Annotated in this window: 16 protein-coding genes, 1 pseudogene and 1 riboswitch; of the genes and pseudogenes, 7 read left to right on the top strand and 10 right to left on the bottom strand. The window is 65.6% G+C overall.

What is annotated here, in order from left to right; translation table 11 throughout:
* Window positions 1–85 precede the first annotated feature (85 nt).
* Window positions 86–598, top strand: a complete 513-nt coding sequence (locus LQ564_RS11055) for an Lrp/AsnC family transcriptional regulator (protein WP_231058171.1) — start codon at window positions 86–88, stop codon at window positions 596–598.
* 202 nt (window positions 599–800) lie between these two features.
* Here the strand turns inward: LQ564_RS11055 and LQ564_RS11050 are convergent, their stop codons facing one another.
* From LQ564_RS11050 to LQ564_RS11025, 6 genes are all read right to left on the bottom strand, one after another.
* Window positions 801–1,466: a GNAT family N-acetyltransferase gene (locus LQ564_RS11050; protein ID WP_231058170.1), complete on the bottom strand. Its 666-nt coding sequence runs from the start codon at window positions 1,464–1,466 to the stop codon at window positions 801–803.
* A 50-nt stretch (window positions 1,467–1,516) separates the two neighbouring features.
* Entirely contained in the window at window positions 1,517–3,067 is a 1,551-nt protein-coding gene (locus LQ564_RS11045) for a diguanylate cyclase (RefSeq protein WP_231058169.1), read from the bottom strand.
* A gap of 84 nt (window positions 3,068–3,151) precedes the next feature.
* Window positions 3,152–4,228 (bottom strand): tRNA nucleotidyltransferase/poly(A) polymerase-related protein, encoded by a 1,077-nt coding sequence (locus tag LQ564_RS11040; protein WP_231058168.1) that lies wholly within the window; start codon window positions 4,226–4,228, stop codon window positions 3,152–3,154.
* Between the two features lie 2 nt (window positions 4,229–4,230).
* On the bottom strand, window positions 4,231–4,950 hold the full coding sequence (locus LQ564_RS11035; protein WP_231058167.1) for a glutathione S-transferase family protein: 720 nt from the start codon (window positions 4,948–4,950) through the stop codon (window positions 4,231–4,233).
* Window positions 4,951–4,972: 22 nt separating this feature from the next.
* A complete protein-coding gene (locus LQ564_RS11030; RefSeq protein ID WP_231058166.1) occupies window positions 4,973–5,935 on the bottom strand; it encodes a complex I NDUFA9 subunit family protein in 963 nt (320 codons plus the stop codon).
* A gap of 21 nt (window positions 5,936–5,956) precedes the next feature.
* Window positions 5,957–7,927 (bottom strand): lytic transglycosylase domain-containing protein, encoded by a 1,971-nt coding sequence (locus LQ564_RS11025; protein ID WP_231058165.1) that lies wholly within the window; start codon window positions 7,925–7,927, stop codon window positions 5,957–5,959.
* Window positions 7,928–8,025: 98 nt separating this feature from the next.
* Between LQ564_RS11025 and LQ564_RS11020 the strand changes: the two genes are divergently transcribed.
* Entirely contained in the window at window positions 8,026–8,622 is a 597-nt protein-coding gene (locus LQ564_RS11020) for a 5-formyltetrahydrofolate cyclo-ligase (RefSeq protein WP_231058164.1), read from the top strand.
* A gap of 130 nt (window positions 8,623–8,752) precedes the next feature.
* Here the strand turns inward: LQ564_RS11020 and metF are convergent, their stop codons facing one another.
* From metF to metK, 4 genes are all read right to left on the bottom strand, one after another.
* On the bottom strand, window positions 8,753–9,583 hold the full coding sequence (metF, locus tag LQ564_RS11015; protein ID WP_231058163.1) for a methylenetetrahydrofolate reductase [NAD(P)H]: 831 nt from the start codon (window positions 9,581–9,583) through the stop codon (window positions 8,753–8,755).
* Window positions 9,570–9,926 carry a phage holin family protein gene (locus LQ564_RS11010; protein ID WP_231058571.1) on the bottom strand — a complete coding sequence of 119 codons (357 nt, stop codon included), beginning with the start codon at window positions 9,924–9,926 and terminating at the stop codon, window positions 9,570–9,572. The genes metF and LQ564_RS11010 overlap by 14 nt, the downstream gene beginning before the upstream one ends.
* A gap of 135 nt (window positions 9,927–10,061) precedes the next feature.
* Complete coding sequence (ahcY, locus tag LQ564_RS11005) at window positions 10,062–11,477, bottom strand: adenosylhomocysteinase (RefSeq protein WP_269143516.1); 1,416 nt, start codon at window positions 11,475–11,477, stop codon at window positions 10,062–10,064.
* A 28-nt stretch (window positions 11,478–11,505) separates the two neighbouring features.
* Window positions 11,506–11,577, bottom strand: a riboswitch (S-adenosyl-L-homocysteine riboswitch).
* Between the two features lie 265 nt (window positions 11,578–11,842).
* A complete protein-coding gene (metK, locus tag LQ564_RS11000; RefSeq protein ID WP_231058161.1) occupies window positions 11,843–13,009 on the bottom strand; it encodes a methionine adenosyltransferase in 1,167 nt (388 codons plus the stop codon).
* On the opposite strand from metK, the gene LQ564_RS10995 reads away from it, so the two are divergent.
* The 5 genes and pseudogenes from LQ564_RS10995 to LQ564_RS10975 all read left to right on the top strand — a co-directional run.
* The gene (locus tag LQ564_RS10995; RefSeq protein WP_269143515.1) at window positions 13,008–14,048 is read left to right on the top strand and encodes a lysophospholipid acyltransferase family protein; all 1,041 of its coding nucleotides are present in this window, start codon (window positions 13,008–13,010) and stop codon (window positions 14,046–14,048) included. The two genes, metK and LQ564_RS10995, sit on opposite strands and share 2 nt — an antisense overlap.
* The gene (locus LQ564_RS10990; RefSeq protein WP_231058159.1) at window positions 14,045–14,908 is read left to right on the top strand and encodes an LpxL/LpxP family acyltransferase; all 864 of its coding nucleotides are present in this window, start codon (window positions 14,045–14,047) and stop codon (window positions 14,906–14,908) included. Before LQ564_RS10995 ends, LQ564_RS10990 begins: the two co-directional genes overlap by 4 nt.
* Window positions 14,909–14,962: 54 nt before the next feature.
* Window positions 14,963–15,814: a diaminopimelate epimerase gene (gene dapF, locus LQ564_RS10985; RefSeq protein WP_231058158.1), complete on the top strand. Its 852-nt coding sequence runs from the start codon at window positions 14,963–14,965 to the stop codon at window positions 15,812–15,814.
* 31 nt (window positions 15,815–15,845) lie between these two features.
* Window positions 15,846–15,992 carry a Cif family virulence factor gene (locus tag LQ564_RS10980; RefSeq protein ID WP_231058157.1) on the top strand — a complete coding sequence of 49 codons (147 nt, stop codon included), beginning with the start codon at window positions 15,846–15,848 and terminating at the stop codon, window positions 15,990–15,992.
* A 15-nt stretch (window positions 15,993–16,007) separates the two neighbouring features.
* A pseudogene (locus tag LQ564_RS10975) lies at window positions 16,008–16,545 on the top strand (IS607 family transposase); the annotation flags it as partial.

The raw sequence follows: 16,545 nt of genomic DNA, 5'->3' as shown, positions 1-16,545 counted from the left end.
ATCCGGCATTAAATTCCAAACAATTCCCCACGCCAGACGATTTGCGCAATAAAATTGCCGTGTTTGCGAATCAAGCGAGGAAACCATGTCAAAAATCGAGCTCGACAAGACCGACCGCAAGATCCTGGCAGTACTACAGACGGATGGCCGGCTGTCGAACCAGGACGTGGCCGAAAGAGTCAACCTGTCCCCCTCCCCCTGCCTGCGCCGCATCAAGCGCCTGGAAGAAGCCGGCGTGATCCGCCAGTACGTGGCGCTGGTGGATCCGGACAAGATCGGCCTGGGGCTGCTGGCCTATGTGAATGTGCGGCTGGAGAAGCACAGCGAAGTGGCGGGCGGCGCCCGTGGGGCGCCCAGTTTGCCGGCGACCTCGCCGAGGAATGACTTCGCGGTGTCGGTGGGGACGTGGCCGGAAGTGGTGGCCTGCTATGCGATGACGGGAGAGATGGATTTCCTGCTGCGCGTGCACGTGGAGGATATGGACCACTTTTCGCGCTTCATGATGGGGACGCTGTTGAAGCATCCGGCGGTGCTGGATGTGAAGTCGAGTTTTGCGTTGCAGAGGATTAAGGAGACGACGGCGTTGCCGGTGGGGTGATAACCGAATCAGACCGCCAGCGTTTTTTTTATTGTTGGCTAAAAAACGTCATGCGCGCCACTGGCGCCCATGACTTCCGGCGAAGGTCGGAATCCAATTTTGTGTGCGTACCCGGGTGTACGCATAAACCGTGGAACGCGAAGGAAATTGGGTTCCGGCCTACGCCGGAACGACGTTGGTGAGTGAGCAGCGTATTCGAAGTCTACTTCTTCGGCGTCAGCCACTTCACGGCCGCCCTTGCATTCGCCTTGACGGTGTAATCAATCACCGCCCACTGCTCCTCGATCGCCTCCGCCATCACGCTCGCCGGACTCGGCGGCGGCAGTTGCAGGTAGGCGTCCGCCTCCCCATACTCGCGCTTGATCTCCATCCCCGCCTTGCGCGCGATGTGCATCATGGTCTGGTTCGAGGTCAGACACTGCATGTAGAGCGTATCGACGTCGGCGTTGCGGCAGTTGATCGCCGCCCGCTGGAACAGGCGCGAGCCGACGCCCTGGCCGCGCGCCGACTTCGACACCGACACCCCGAACTCCGCCACCCGCGCCTTTTGCGTCGGCTTGCCCTTGTCCGCCGCGGCGAACGCCAGGTGCCCCACGCCCACGAGTTGAAAAACGCTGTTGACCACGCCGAACACGATATCGCGCTTGAAATCGAGCTTGTTCACGTAGGCGGTGATCTGTTCGTCCGGAATCATGCTGCCGAAGCGCAGCAGGCGGTCGTTGCTGTCCAGGGCCAGGAAGTGGCGCAGGATGCGGCGGCGGTCGCGTTCGCCGAGTTCCTTGACGAGCACGGTCGGGCGGCCGGGTTTGCCTCCGTCGCGTTTGCCACCCAGGCCGCGTATCCAGCGTCCCAGCGGATTGTCCAGCATGATGGTGTCCTTTTTTGTGCAGCGCAGCAATACCGGGATTCTAGCGGATTCTAGCCAGTCGCGCCGCCGTCGCCGGGAACCACCCACTGCGCATCCGGACTCACCACGAACACGCCCTTGCCGGAATTCTTGGCCTCGTACATGGCCTTGTCGGCTTCCGCCAGCAGCGCCGCCGAGCCGCGCGCCGCGCCGGCGTGGCCGCGCGCGCTGGAAATACCGATGCTGGCCGAGATCGAGATCGGATTGCCGTCGGCCTCGGTCACCGACTTGATCTCGTCGAGCGCAATCTGGGCCACCCGCAGCGCGCCCTCGCGCGAAGCGACCTCTTCCAGCATGATGACGAACTCGTCGCCGCCCAGGCGCGCCAGGGCGTCCTCGGCGCGCAGCTTGTCCTGGACCCGGCGCGCGACCATCTGCAGCACCAGGTCGCCGGTGGCATGGCCGTAGGTGTCGTTGACGGCCTTGAAGCCGTCGAGGTCGATGAACATGATCACCACCACCGTGTCGCGGCGGTCGGCCCGCGCCAGCGCGCGCTCCAGCAGGCGGGTCAGCTGGCGGTAGTTGATCAGGCCGGTGAGGCTGTCGTGCTGGGCCAGGCGCTCCAGCTGCTTCGACTGCGATTCCAGCTCGGCGGTGCGCTCGGCCACGCGGTGCTCGAGGTTTTCGTTGGCCGCCTGCAGGCGGTGGTTGACCTCGCCGATGATGCGGTAGCTGCGCCGCAGCCGCATGCCGGCATACGCCAGCAGTAACAGCAGGAAGGCGGAATAGGCGAACAGGTAGCCGCGGTAGCGTTCGCGCAGCGCCAGCGCGGCGTCGAAAGAACGGTCGAACTCGCGCCCCAGGCGGTCGAGGGCGGCGCCGGTGGCGGTGGCGGCGATCTGCGCTTCCAGGCGGTTTTCCAGCGGGCGCTTTTCCAGGATCACGCGCGAGGCCTTGATGATGGCGTCCATCTTCTCGACCACCGCCGGCGAAAAGGCGATCTGCTGGGCCGCGACGTCGCCCAGGATCTCGTCGATGCGCGCGGCCAGCGGCGCCGAGGGAATCACGTTGTAGCGCAGGATTTCGGTCAGCAGGGCGTTGAGCGAGGCGTCCAGGCGCACCACCAGCCGCGCCGGCGCCAGCGCGCCTTCGATGCCGCCGAGTTCGGTTTTCAAATCGGCTACGGCGGGCGGCAGATAGGTCAGCGCTTCACGCAGCGGCGGATTGTGGCGCGCGAACTGGACGGTGATCAATTCCTTGCGCTGCATGGCGTCGCTCAGCTGGGCATAGGCGCTGCGCAGCGCCGGATTGCCCTTGTCAGGCACCGCTTCGCCCAGGCGCACCAGGAGGGCGCGCATGCGCGGCAGCCCGGTGGTCAGCTGCGGGGTGGCGGGCGCGCGGCCGATGTGGGCGCGCAGGATGTTGGCGTCCCACTCGGCGTCGAGCTTTTCCAGCTCGCGCACGCCGAGCATGACGTCGTTGCGGATCTCGGGGTCGGCCGCTTCCGAGCGGACGAACAGGAAGGCGAGCAGCAAGGCCAGCACCAGCACCGTCACGCCGGCCAGTTGCAGGCGGCGGCGCGGTGTCCAAGGTGCTACCCGCTGTGCCGGCACTGCAACCATATTGTCTCCTTCGTTACATCCATCGTTATCCGGAGAAGCATAGCAAAAGCTTGCGGATCAGCCGCGCACTCCTGAGTTGCCGCACTACAACACGGTCGCCACCGCATCGACCCGCGCCGCGTGCACGGCCAGCGGGATCCGGGCCTTGTCGCCGGCGCAGCGCGAGGCCACCGCACCGGCATCGACGGCGCGCGCAGCCCCCAAGGCGGGCGGCAGGCGCGCCGGCCCGTCGAAGCCGATGCAGGCGCCTGCCTGCAGCAGCTGGCCGAAGCGATCCGGTTTGCGGAAGGCGTCGCAGCGTTCGAACAGGGTGACGGCGGCCTCGGCATCGAGTTCACCGGCACGCTCGAGGGTGGCGCGTTCGCGCACCGTCATCTGGGCCAGGTCGCGGCACTCGTTCGGCACTTTCAAGCGCTTGCTCACTTCCAGGACGGCCGGCTGATCCAGGGCGTGCAGCAGCACCGCGAATCGCACCTCGAGCGGCGCGCCCTGCCCTGCGGCGCCGTCGACCAGCGCCATCAGGGCCGCATCGGCCGCGAGTTCCGGCAGAATGCGCGCCAACGCTCCGCAATCGTCCAGCACCGCGAACATACGTGAGGGACGTTCCTCCATCAAGCCGCGCGCCAGTTCCTGCCAGACGCGTTCCGGCACCAGCGCATCGACCTCGCCGCCGGCGACCATCGCGCGCATCAGCTCGTTGGTGCTCGCGTGCACCCGGAAATCCGGAAAGCGCGCCGCGAAGCGCGCCACCCTCAGGATGCGCACCGGGTCTTCGGCGAACGCATCGGACACGTGGCGGAAGATGCGGTCGCGCAAGTCCTGCTGGCCGCCATAGGGGTCGACGATGCCGCCGTCCTCGGCGCGCGCCATCGCATTGATGGTCAGATCGCGCCGCACCAGGTCGTCCTCCAACGTCACCTCGGGCGAGGTGTGGAACACGAAGCCGTGGTAGCCGGGGGCGGTCTTGCGCTCGGTGCGCGCCAGCGCGTATTCCTCCTGGGTCTGCGGATGCAGGAAGACCGGGAAGTCCTTGCCGACCGGGCGGAAGCCCCGGGCCAGCATCTGCTCGGGCGTGGCGCCGACCACCACGTGGTCGTGGTCGCTCACCGGGCGTCCCAGCAGGGCGTCGCGCACGGCGCCGCCGACGACGTAACTGCGCATCCTTACTCCCGCGGCATGTCCAGGTCGTGCAGCGGGGTCGGGTCGTTCTCGCGCATCGCTTCCTCGACCCAGCGCGCCACCGCGGGATGCGCCAACACGCGCTCGCAATACGCCTGCATGGCCGGCGCCAGCGCCACGCCATAGGTCTTGAAGCGGCACACCACCGGCGCATAGAAGGCGTCGGCGATCGAGAACTCGCCGAACAGGAAGCGATGGTGGCCGAAGCGCGACAGGCAGTCTTCCCAGATTTCGCAGATGCGGCCGATGTCGGCCTGGGCGCCCGGGGTGCGGCCGCGGCCCGGCAGGCGCGCCTGGATGTTCATCGACATCTGGGTGCGCAGCTCACTGAAACCCGAGTGCATCTCGGCCACGATCGAGCGCGCCAGCGCGCGCGCCGCGACGTCCTGCGGCCACATGTGCTTGTCCGGGAACTGCTCGGCCAGGTATTCGATGATGGCGAGGCTGTCCCAGACCGTCATCTCGCCCGCCAGCAGCACCGGCACGCGGCCGGCGTGCGAGTAGCGCGCGATGTTGGCGGAGGTGTCGGGCTGGTCGAGCAGGACGCGGACCTCGGTGAACGGGATCCCGAAGGCCACCGCCGCCACCCACGGACGCATCGACCAGGACGAGACGTTCTTGTTGCCGATGACGAGGGTCAGGCCCGGCTGGCGCGCCTGTTCGAGGGTGGAAGACAGGGTCGGGTCGAGGTCGATGGTCTGCATGGTGTCGGGTATGGTTGAAAGGTCAGCGGCCCGCGTGCTCGCGGTAGTCGTCGAGTCCGTGCGCGGGCGCCAGGTAGTGCGGCGCGACGGCCTCGAGCCCCGTGAGCTTGATTCCCAGCGCGTCCGCTGTCAAGACCGCTTCGTCGGGATGGAGCACATTGTCGGTCTTCATCGAGTCGAGGTTATCACGGCTGATCACCGGCGCGCCCGGCAGCAGTTCGAACAGGCCCGCCTGCATGCGCGCGGCCCACTCCGGCAGCGCGAACACGTGGCGTTCGTGTCCGGCATAGCGCCCGGCCAGGCGCACCAGCTCGGCCAGGGTGTAGACCGTGGGGCCGGCCAGTTCGATGGTGGCGCCCGCCGTGCGCGGCGAGCGCAGGGCTGCGGCGAAGGCGGCGGCCACGTCTTCCACGTAGACCGGCTGGAAGCGCGCCGCGGCGCAGGCCAGCGGGATCGCCGGCAGGTGGCGCTGCAGGGCCGCGAAGGTGGTGAGGAAATGGTCGCCCGGGCCGAATACCACCGTGGGCCGGAAGATGGTGGCGGCGACCTGCGGCTGGCTGCGCGCGGCCAGCTCGCCGTCGGCCTTGGAGCGCTGGTACATCGAGGCGCCCGTGGCGCTGGCGCCGAGGGCGCTCATGTGCAGGTAGCGCGGCACGCCCATCTCGGCGCAGGCCTGGACGATGCGGCGCGGCAGCTCGACGTGCAGGCGTCTGAAAACGGGGCCGTAGGGGCTGCCCTGGCCGCCATGCAGCACGCCGACCAGGTTGATCACCGCGTCGCGGCCTGTCAGCAGGCGGCGCAGGGTGGCGTCGTCGTGGATATCCGCGACTTCCAGATCGAAATAGGGCAAGGTGGTGAGGTGCTTGGCGCGCTCGTAATGGCGCGCCGGCACCAGGGTGTTGAAGCCGTCCCGCGCCAGCCGGTTCAGGAGGTGGCAGCCGATAAAACCGGTGCCGCCGATGACCACCACGTTCTGTGTACGCATGGCCAGCTCCTCATGACAGGTTCAGGGCAGGATGGCGGCGCGCTCGCGCGGTTGCACCGGCCGCACGCGGGTCTTGATCGACTGCGGCTTGTTCTCGAACACGGCGGCGTAGTTGGTGGCGTTGGCCAGCACGTTGCGCACGTAGTTGCGGGTCTCGGAGAACGGGATCGATTCGATGAAGATCGCGCCTTCCATCGGCTGGTCGAGTTGGCCGCGCCAGGTGCGCGCCCGCCCCGGGCCGGCGTTGTAGGCGGCCGTGGCTAGGATCTCGTCGCCGTCAAAGTTCTCCAGCACCATGTTCATGTAATTCGCCCCGAGCGTGATGTTGGTCCGCAGGTCGGTCAGCATGCCATGCACGAAATTGTCCATCCCAATCTTGGCCGCCACCCACTTGCCGGTGGCCGGCATCACCTGCATCAGGCCGGAGGCGCCGACGCCGGAGCGCGCATCGGTGACGAAGCGCGATTCCTGGCGGATCAGGCCGTAGACCCAGGCTTTATCCAGGCCCAGGCCCTGCGCGGTCGGGTGCAGGACGTCGTAGTGCGGCGCCGGGAAACGCTGCGCGAAATCGAATTCGGTGCGCGTGCGCAGCGAGGTCTCGACGGTGCGGTCGAGCAGCTCGTTGCGGCGTGCGAGTTCGCCGGCGGCCAGCAACTGACGGTCAGACAAGCCGCGCAGCCCCCAGTTCCATTCGCGGTTGCCTTCCGCGCGCAGGCGCAAGGAATAGAACTTCAAGGCGCGCAGCAGGCTCGGGTTGTTGCCGGCCTGGGCCAGTTCGTCGGGCGTGAGCGGGCTCGGCGCCGGCGGCGCCGTGACCTGGCGGCCGAGTTCGTCCAGCGCCAGCTGGCCATAATAATTGTGCTGGCTGGCGATGCGCTCGAAAGCCGCGTTCGCTTCCTGCGCCCTGCCCTCGGCCTTGTCGGCGCGGGCCAGCCAGTAGACCCAGGCGTTATCCGCCTTCAGGTTCTGCGGCATGGCCTCGATGGTGGCGCGGACAAGCTTCCAGTCGCCGCGGCGCAGGGCGATGCGGGTCTTCCATTGCAATTGCTCGTTGCTGAGGCGGATGCCGTTGGTGCGTCCCCAGTAGGTGGCGGCGTCGGGCGAGAGGCCGATCGAGGCGGCGTGGGCAAGGCTGGCCCAGCCGGTGGCGCGTTCGTCCGGCGTGAGTTTCGGGCTGTTCTTGTCCAGCGCGACGGCGGCCAGCTTGAGGCTGGTGCGCGCCATGCGGCCGACCGCGACCAGGTAGATCGCGCGTTCGGCGCGGGTCTTGCCGATGCCGCGCGCCATGGCGACGGCGGGCACGTCGACGGCCTGGGCCGCACGGGTGTCGGAAGCGCCCAGCAGCAGCGCGATGCGGCGCGCCGGGCCGGTGGCGTCGGCTTCGCCGGCCAGGCGCAGCTGCCAGTAGAGGTCGTCCTCGTTGAACTGGCGCGATTGGTAGAGTTGCGCGATCAGGCCGGCGCAGGCCTCGCCGTAGCCTGGCGGGCTTTGCAGCAGGGCACGTGCTTCATTGGCCACCTGTTCGCCGCGGGCGGCGCGCGCCAGCAGGGCGTAGCAGCGGATCTGCAGGTTGTCGCCGCGCGCCAGCTGGCCGGCTTCGCGTTCGAAGCCGGCGAAGTCGCGCCGGCGGCCGAGATCGAGCAGCCATTCGGTGCGCAGCTGCTCGGCTACCGCCGTGCCCTCGTGGCGGCGCAGGACCTCGCGGATCTCTTCCTGCGTGGCCTCGCGCAGGCGGGGTTTCAGACGATAATAGTCGACGTAGGACGCCAGCACGTAGTTCGGCAGGCGCGATGCCAGCGCATTGACCTTGGCCGCATCGTTCTGGCGCGCGGCTTCGCGCAGCAGCAGGAAGGTATCGTCATCGGCGCGCGAGTCGGGCGCGGTGGCGCCGGGCACCGTGGGTGCGCCGGCCGGCACCGGAGAAATGGTCTGCTGTTCCGCGGGCGCCGCGTCTGGCGGAGATTCGGCATGGACTGCGGCGGCGGGCAGCATCCACGAAGCAGTTGCAAGCAAAATGGCGGCCGGCAGGACGCCGGTTGTCAATCTCGATTGAAACATCCACAACTCTCATTCAACGCTGCATTTACACCATGACCGGCGATCCAAGAATACCACGCGCCCCCGGGCTCCTGCCAGACGAAGGCGCACGCCATGCACCCGATAAACCACAGTTGCGGCGCCTGCTGAAGGAGGCGCGCCGCGCCATCGCTCCGCCCCTGAAACGCGCCTGGGACGACCGCATCGGCGCGCGCGTGGTGGCGTGGGCGCGCGAGCATGCGGTCGAGGTGCTGGGAGTCTATTGGCCGCTCGCCGGCGAACCGGATTTGCGTCCAGCCTACGCGGAATTGGCGGAGGCAGGCGTACGGCTGGCCCTGCCTGTCGTGGTGGCGCGCGATGCGGCGCTGGGATTTGCGCAGTGGCTGCCGGGGGAAGCGACGCTGGCGGACAGCATGGGGATCGCGGTGCCGGCGGACTTGCGCATGGTGGATCGGCCGTCCGCCTTGCTGATACCGTGCCTCGGCTTCGATGCGCGCGGCTATCGGGTCGGGTATGGCGGGGGGTTTTATGACAGGACGCTGGAGGCGGAGCCGCGTCCGAAGACAGTGGGCATCGCGTATGCGTGCCAGCAGGTCGATTTCGAGATCGGGGAATATGACATCCCCCTCGACCAGGTGATTACCGAGTAGGGTGGGCCTGGGCGGCCCCGCGGGCCTCCGCCCACGCGTTCAACCAGCGTGGAAATGGACGATGCGTGTCAATTTCCCATGTAGTTGAACGCGCGGACGGCAGAGCCGTCCACCCTACACCTGTCAGCGTTTATTTCACCAAGCGCTGCCAAATCGCCGTGGTCGCCGCCGCCTGGTTCATGCTGTAGAAATGCAGCCCCGGCGCCCCGCCGGCCAGCAGCTTCTCGCACAGGCCAGTGACCACATCCAGCCCGAAGGCCTTGATCGACGCGCTGTCGTCGCCGAAGCTGGCCAGTTTGACACGCACCCAGCGCGGAATTTCGGCGCCGCACATGTCCGAGAAGCGCATCAGCTGCGTGTAATTGGTGATCGGCATGATGCCCGCCACCACCGGCACGTCGACGCCGAGCTTGCGCACATTGTCGACGAACTGGAAGTAGGCGTCCGGGTTGTAGAAATACTGCGTGATCGCCGAATTCGCGCCGGCCTGCACCTTGCGGGCGAAGGCCTGCAGGTCGTCCTGGGGCGAACGCGCCTGCGGGTGCATTTCCGGATAGGCCGCCACTTCGATGTGGAACCAGTCGCCGGTTTCCTGGCGAATGAATTCCACCAGCTCATTGGCGTAGCGGAACTCGCCGCCGGCGCCGTAGCCGCTCGGCAGGTCGCCGCGCAGGGCCACCACGCGGCGGATGCCCTTGGCCTTGAATTCCTGCAGGATCGCGCGCAGCGATTCGCGGGTGCCGCCGATGCAGGACAGGTGCGGCGCGGCGTCGAAGCCGGCGTCCTTGATCTCGAGCACGGTCTGCAGGGTGCCCTGCTGGGTGGTGCCGCCGGCGCCGAAGGTCACCGAGAAATACTTGGGCTGCAGCTCGGCCAGCTTGCTGCGCACGGCGCGCAGCTTGTCGGCGCCTTCTGCCGTCTTCGGCGGGAAGAACTCGATACTGAAATTATGCGTTTCCATCTTTGTCTTTGAGGAGCAGGGTCGAAAGTGCCCAGGAAATGATGCTGTACAGGATGGCGGCGATGAAGGCGGACCAGAAGCCGTCCACGTTGAACCCGTCGACCCAATGCGACACCATCCAGAACAGCAGCGCGTTGATGACGAGGATGAACAGGCCCAGCGACACCAAGGTTACCGGCAAAGTCAGGATGACCAGCACCGGGCGGATCAAGGTATTGACCAGTCCGAGCACGAGGGCGGCGATCAGCGCGGTCGTGAAGTTGGTGACGTGAACGGAGGACATCAAGAAGGGCAAGGCCATCAGGGCCACGGCATTGATCAGCCAGGTAATCAGCAAGCGCATCGCATCGTCTTTCATGGGTACACGGCGGCTTTCACGTATGAAAACGCCGGCTGTTGGAAAAACGGGCGCGGGTTGAATCAACGCCGCGCCCGCATTAGCTACTGGAACCTATCCTAGCAGATAGGTGTCCTCGGATCAGTAGCGGTAGTGGTCCGGCTTGTACGGACCTTCCTGCTTCACCGAGATGTAGGCGGCCTGCTCTTCGGTCAGCGTGGTCAGCTGGGCGTTCAGTTTCTTCAGCTGCAGGCGGGCGACCTTCTCGTCCAGGTGCTTCGGCAGGGTGTAGACGCCGACCGGGTACTTGGCGGTGTTGGCGAACAGCTCGATCTGGGCGATGGTCTGGTTCGCGAACGACGAGCTCATCACGTACGACGGGTGACCGGTGCCGCAGCCCAGGTTCACCAGGCGGCCTTCGGCCAGCAGGATGATGCGCTTACCGTCCGGGAAGATCACGTGATCGACCTGCGGCTTGATGTTTTCCCACTCGTACTTCTTGATCGCAGCGACTTCGATTTCGTTGTCGAAGTGGCCGATGTTGCAGACGATCGCCTGGTCTTTCATCTTGAGCATGTGCTGCTCGGTGATGACATGGTAGTTGCCGGTGCAGGTAACAAAAATGTCGCCGTGTTCGGCGGCGTAGTCCATGGTCACGACGCGGTAGCCTTCCATCGCGGCCTGCAGCGCGCAGATCGGGTCGATCTCGGTAACCCACACTTGCGCCGACAGCGCGCGCATGGCCTGGGCCGAGCCCTTGCCGACGTCACCGTAACCGGCGATGACGGCGATCTTGCCGGCGACCATGACGTCGGTCGCGCGCTTGATGCCGTCGACCAGCGATTCTCGGCAGCCGTACAGGTTGTCGAACTTCGACTTGGTGACGGAGTCGTTGACGTTGATCGCCGGGAAGGCCAGCTTGCCTTCCTGGTGCATCTGGTACAGGCGGTGCACGCCGGTGGTGGTTTCTTCGGTCACGCCGAGGATGCACGGCAGGCGCTTCGAGTACCAGGTCGGGTCAACGGCCAGGCGGCCCTTGATCGCGTTGAACAGGCAGATCTCTTCTTCCGAGCCCGGCTTGTCCAGTACCGAGATGTCCTTCTCGGCACGCACGCCCAGGTGCAGCAGCAGGGTGGCGTCGCCGCCGTCGTCCAGGATCATGTTGGCATGGTTATCACCAGGCCATTCGAAGATGCGGTGGGTGTATTCCCAGTACTCGTCCAGGGTCTCGCCCTTGATGGCGAACACCGGGGTGCCGACCGATGCGATGGCAGCGGCGGCGTGGTCCTGGGTCGAGTAGATGTTGCACGACGCCCAGCGCACTTGCGCGCCGAGGGCTTCCAGGGTGCGGATCAGGACCGCGGTCTGGATGGTCATGTGCAGCGAACCGGCGATGCGCGCGCCCTTCAGCGGCTGGTTGGCAGCGTATTCCTCGCGGATCGCCATCAGGCCCGGCATTTCGGTTTCAGCAATGCGGATTTCCTTCTCGCCCCACGAGGCGAGGCCGATGTCGGCAACGAGGTAATCCTGGGTGGTGTCTTTGAGTACGGCGCTCATCACGCCCTCCTTTCAATGGTTGAAAAAAGTAACGTGAGCGCGGTGTTGATATCCGAGCCTGGCGAAGTGGGGAAACTTCGTCGCAACGCTCCTCGGAATTCGAGAGTTTAACACGAAGGAAGGCTGATTGTGCCTGCTTGTGTTGTTTGGGATGCTGGGGTTTGTGGTGCGAGGATAAGCAGTCGCTATGCTGCGGAATTGGGCGGAACAATGCCAGTGGCATTGTTCCGGCCTTCGCCGGAACGACGGCTTTTAGGCTGCAGGACACGATCGATATTTCGAAACGCGTCTTAAAGACCGTCGTCCCGGCGGAGGCCGGGACCCAATTTTGCGTGCGCACTGACAGCGCACGCACTAGCCACTGATTACGACAGACCCGCTTCCGCACGCAGCAACGCCGCCTTGTCGGTACGCTCCCACGTGAACTCCGGCTCCTCACGCCCGAAGTGCCCGTAAGCCGCGGTCTTGGCGTAGATCGGGCGCAGCAGGTCGAGCATTTGCACGATGCCTTTCGGGCGCAGGTCGAAGTGTTCCATCACCAGCTGGGCGATCTTCTCGTCGGAGATCACGCCGGTGCCTTCGGTGTAGACGGTGATGTTGATCGGGCGGGCCACGCCGATCGCGTAGCTGACCTGCACCTGGCACTGGCGCGCCAGGCCGGCGGCGACGACGTTCTTGGCGACGTAGCGGGCGGCGTAGGCGGCCGAGCGGTCGACTTTCGACGGATCCTTGCCCGAGAAGGCGCCGCCGCCGTGCGGGGCTGCGCCGCCGTAGGTGTCGACGATGATCTTGCGGCCGGTCAGGCCGCAGTCGCCCTGCGGGCCGCCGATGACGAAGCGGCCGGTCGGGTTGACCAGGAATTTCGTATCTTGCAGCCACTCGCGCGGGAGGGTCGGCTTGATGATCTCTTCGATGACCGCTTCCTCGATCTGCGAGTGGGTCACGTCCGGGTGGTGCTGGGTGGACAGGACGACGGTGTCGACCGAGACCGGGCGGCCATCGACGTAGCGCAGGGTGACCTGCGACTTGGCGTCCGGACGCAGCCACTGCAGGCGGCCATCCTTGCGCAGCTGCGACTGGCGCTCGACCAGGCGGTGTGCGTAATAGATAGCGGCCGGCATCAGTTCCGGGGTCTCGTCGCAGGCATAGCCAAACATCAGGCCCTGGTCGCCCGCGCCCTGGTCGAGGTCGATGCCGGCGCCTTCGTCCACGCCCTGGGCGATGTCCGGCGACTGCTTGTCGTAGGCGACCAGCACAGCGCAGCCCTTGTAGTCGATGCCGTAGTCGGTGTTGTCATAGCCGATGCGCTTGATGGTGTTGCGCGCGACCTGGATGTAGTCGACGTTGGCGTGGGTGGTGATTTCACCGGCCAGCACTACGAGGCCGGTGTTGCACAGGGTTTCGGCGGCGACGCGGGCGCGCGGATCTTGCTCGAAGATCGCGTCGAGGATGGCGTCGGAAATCTGGTCGGCGACCTTGTCTGGGTGGCCTTCGGAGACGGATTCGGAAGTGAAGAGGTAGTCGTTGGACATGGAGGCTCCATTACTGCTGTGTTATGTATATGCCGCAGCAACGGTTGCCTGCGACGCTTTAGCGACATTTATATTCCGCTTCGCAAGTTGTCTATTAACTCGGCGGATCCTGCATAAAGTGGTATTTTACGCTTCCTTCGAGAATTTTGCTCTACTACGCCACGCGCGTTCAACCCTGATCAATCGCATGTTAGTTTATTTATTCCGTGCACTTTCGGTATTTCCATTGCCGTTTTTGCATGCCCTCGGCGCGGCCCTCGGCTGGCTCGTCTATCTCCTGTCCGGCTCCTACCGCCGCCGCCTGCGCGCCAACCTGGTCCAGGCCGGCTATGAACAGCACCTGAACGCCGCCGTCGCCGAAGCCGGCAAGGCCATCATCGAACTCGCCTTCGTCTGGTGCGCCGACCCGGCGCGCGTGGCGCGCCATGCCAGTGTCGAGAACTGGGAACTGGTGCAGTCGCGCCTCGACGCCGGCCGCGGCATTGTGTTCCTGACGCCACACCTGGGCTGCTTCGAGATGACGGCCCAACAGATCGCCCTGCAGACGGCGCTGACCGTCATGTACCGCCCGCCGAAGAAGAATGCGCTGAAACCCTTGGTCGAAGGCGCGCGCGCCCGCCACAACCTCAAACTTGCCCCGGCGACCCTGTCCGGCGTACGCATCCTGGCCAAGACCCTGAAGAGCGGCGAGCCAATCGGCTTGCTGCCGGACCAGGTACCGCAGGAAGGCGAAGGCGTGTGGGCGCCGTGGTTCGGCCGCAGCGCCTATACCATGACCCTGCCCGCCAAGCTGGCGCAACTGGGCAAGGCCGACATCCTGCTGGTCTACGCCGAGCGTTTATCGGGCGGGCGCGGCTACGTGGTGCGCTTCGTGCCTTTCGAGGGCAGCCTGGAAGGCACGGCCGCGGAGCAGGCGGCGGCGATCAACCGCGCCATGGAGCAGCTGATCGCAAGTTGCCCGGCGCAGTATTTCTGGAGCTATAACCGCTACAAGCAGCCGGAAGGCGTGGGCGGGCCGGACAGCGAGGCCGCGGCATGAGGGTCCTGCTCGGTTTCCTGTGGCTGCTGCATTTCCTGCCGCTGCCCATCCTGGGGCGCTTCGGCGAAGCGGTCGGCAGCCTGATGTTCCTGATCATGGGCAAGCGGCGGCGCATCACCCTGATCAACCTGCGCCTGTGCATGCCGGAAAAGTCGGAGAGCGAACGCCGTGCGATCGCGAAACAGCATTTCCGTGCCTACGCGCGCAGCATCTTCGAGCGCTCGATCCTGTGGTGGGCGAGCGAGGAGCGCGTGCGCAGCTATATCCATGTCGAGCCGGCGGTGCCGCAGGCCGAGATGGAAGCGGGCCCGACCATCCTGCTGTGCCCGCACTTCGTCTGCCTGGACGTGGCCGGCGTCGCCTCGCGCGTGATCCCGGTGTGCAGCATGTACGTGCCGCAAAAGAACGAGGCTTTCGACAAGCTGCTGCGCCACGGCCGCGAACGCTACGGCCCGGTGCGCCTGGTGACGCGCAAGGAAGGCATCAAGCCGATCCTGCGCGCCCTGCGCGATGGCCTGCCCTACTTCATGCTGCCGGACATGGATTTTGGAGAAAAGGATGCGGAGTTCGTGCCCTTCTTCGGTATCCCCGCCGCGACCCTGACGGCGCTGGGCCGCATCGCGGCGACCACCGGCGCCAAGGTGATTCCGGTGATCGCGACCTACCTGCCGAACTACCAGGGCTGGCGCGTGCGCTTCTATCCGGCGTGGGAGAATTACCCGGGCGACGATATGGTCGAAGCGACGCGCCGCATGAACGCCTTTATCGAGGAGCGCGTGCGCGAGGCGCCGGCGGAGTATTTCTGGACGCATAAACGGTTCAAGACCCGTCCGCCGGGTGAACCTTCGTTCTACGATTAAGCTGCGCTAATCCATTTTGTAGATGGATTAGCTGAACTGAACTACCCTGTCCCTATGAAACTGAAATTCACCAAGATGCACGGCGCCGGCAACGACTTCATCGTCGTGGACGCCATCCACCAGGACGTCGACTTGACTGCGGAACAATGGCGCAAGCTGGCCGACCGCCGCTTCGGCATCGGCGCCGACCAGATCCTGGTGGTCGAACGTCCCGTGACCGAGGGCGTCGATTTCCGCTACCGCATCTTCAACAACGATGGCGGCGAGGTCGAACAGTGCGGCAACGGCGCGCGCGCCTTTGCCCGCTTCGTCAGCGACAAGGGCCTCTCCAAGGAAAACAGCATCCGCGTCGAAACCATGAAGGGCATCATTGCGCCGCGCCTGGAAAGCGACGGCAGCGTGACGGTGGACATGGGCGCCCCGCGCCTGGAGCCAGGTGAGGTGCCCTTCGACAGCGCCGGCCTGGAAGGCCGGACCGAAGGCGCGGACACCAACTGGCCATTGACGGTCGGCGGCCAGACCGTCTTCGTCTCGGTGGTCTCGATGGGCAACCCGCATGCGGTGCAGGTGGTCGAGAATGTCGACAGCGCGCCGGTAGGCGAGACCGGCCCGCTGATCGAACACCATCCGCGCTTCCCGCAGCGGGTCAACGCCGGCTTCATGCAAGTGCTCGGCCGCAATCACGTCAAGCTGCGCGTGTTCGAACGCGGCGCCGGCGAAACCCTGGCCTGCGGCACCGGCGCCTGCGCCGCCGTGGTGGCCGGCATCCGCCGAGGCCTGCTCGATTCGCCGGTGCGCGTGTCCGCCCGTGGCGGCGAGCTGAGCATTGCCTGGGCCGGTCCCGGCGAGCCGGTCTACCTCAGCGGCCCGGCGGTGACGGTGTTCGAGGGCGAAGTCGAGGTCTGATTCCAACAGGATGTTTTGCCAGGAGAAGCGAATGCTGACCGAAGTCGAGACACTCACCCGCTTCTTTGCCGCGATCAATCGCTTCGACATCGACGCCATCGGCCAGTACTTCGCCCCCGACGTCCTGCGCGCGGAACCCGAGGGCTTAACAGTTCACATAGAACTTTTTCATCGTTGAGTAGTCATATTCAATATGAGCAAGTTCGTCCCCATTACCGTTGCCGCGAAAGCACTGGGGGTCTCCGCTAGTACGTTGAGACGCTGGGAAGCTGCCGGCAAGCTCGTACCCGCCAGGACGGAGGGTGGGCAGCGGCGCTATGACCTGGCTGCAATGCATCCAGAGCGCTACCACGGAACACCTACGCCACGTAGGACTTCAGCATATGCAAGGGTTTCCAGTCACGATCAACGAGCAGACCTCGAGCGACAGCAGCAGGTGCTGGAATTGTACTGCGCCGCCCAAGGCTGGCCGTTCGAGATCATCGCCGATCTTGGCTCCGGGATGAACTACCACAAGAAGGGGCTGAAAAAGCTGCTCGGCGAGATCCGCGACGGGAACATCGGCCGCCTGGTCCTTGTCCACAGGATCGGCTGCTGCGCTTCGGTGCCGAACTGGTGTTTGCCATTTGCCAGGCGAAACAAGTGGAAGTCGTGATCATCAACCAGGGTGAGGACCGCAGTTTCGAGGAAGAGCTGGCGAGCGACGTATCGGAGATCATCACGGTGTTCTC

The organism is Massilia phyllostachyos, from assembly GCF_021044825.1.
In the GTDB taxonomy this organism is placed as follows: Bacteria; Pseudomonadota; Gammaproteobacteria; order Burkholderiales; family Burkholderiaceae_D; genus Telluria; species Telluria phyllostachyos.
This window is presented reverse-complemented; position numbering and strand designations above follow the sequence as displayed.

Bases quoted from the DNA above. Each gene is read 5' to 3' on its own strand.
- LQ564_RS11035 (WP_231058167.1), bottom strand. From the start codon at position 4,950: ATGCAGACCATCGACCTCGACCCGACCCTGTCTTCCACCCTCGAACAG.
- ahcY (WP_269143516.1), bottom strand. From the start codon at position 11,477: ATGAGCGCCGTACTCAAAGACACCACCCAGGATTACCTCGTTGCCGAC.
- dapF (WP_231058158.1), top strand. From the start codon at position 14,963: ATGAAACTGAAATTCACCAAGATGCACGGCGCCGGCAACGACTTCATC.
- LQ564_RS10990 (WP_231058159.1), top strand. From the start codon at position 14,045: ATGAGGGTCCTGCTCGGTTTCCTGTGGCTGCTGCATTTCCTGCCGCTG.
- LQ564_RS10980 (WP_231058157.1), top strand. From the start codon at position 15,846: ATGCTGACCGAAGTCGAGACACTCACCCGCTTCTTTGCCGCGATCAAT.
- LQ564_RS11020 (WP_231058164.1), top strand. From the start codon at position 8,026: ATGACCGGCGATCCAAGAATACCACGCGCCCCCGGGCTCCTGCCAGAC.
- LQ564_RS11025 (WP_231058165.1), bottom strand. From the start codon at position 7,927: ATGCTGCCCGCCGCCGCAGTCCATGCCGAATCTCCGCCAGACGCGGCG.
- LQ564_RS10995 (WP_269143515.1), top strand. From the start codon at position 13,008: ATGGAGGCTCCATTACTGCTGTGTTATGTATATGCCGCAGCAACGGTT.
- LQ564_RS11010 (WP_231058571.1), bottom strand. From the start codon at position 9,926: ATGCGCTTGCTGATTACCTGGCTGATCAATGCCGTGGCCCTGATGGCC.
- LQ564_RS11050 (WP_231058170.1), bottom strand. From the start codon at position 1,466: ATGCTGGACAATCCGCTGGGACGCTGGATACGCGGCCTGGGTGGCAAA.
- metK (WP_231058161.1), bottom strand. From the start codon at position 13,009: ATGTCCAACGACTACCTCTTCACTTCCGAATCCGTCTCCGAAGGCCAC.
- LQ564_RS11045 (WP_231058169.1), bottom strand. From the start codon at position 3,067: ATGGTTGCAGTGCCGGCACAGCGGGTAGCACCTTGGACACCGCGCCGC.
- LQ564_RS11030 (WP_231058166.1), bottom strand. From the start codon at position 5,935: ATGCGTACACAGAACGTGGTGGTCATCGGCGGCACCGGTTTTATCGGC.
- LQ564_RS11055 (WP_231058171.1), top strand. From the start codon at position 86: ATGTCAAAAATCGAGCTCGACAAGACCGACCGCAAGATCCTGGCAGTA.
- LQ564_RS11040 (WP_231058168.1), bottom strand. From the start codon at position 4,228: ATGCGCAGTTACGTCGTCGGCGGCGCCGTGCGCGACGCCCTGCTGGGA.
- metF (WP_231058163.1), bottom strand. From the start codon at position 9,583: ATGGAAACGCATAATTTCAGTATCGAGTTCTTCCCGCCGAAGACGGCA.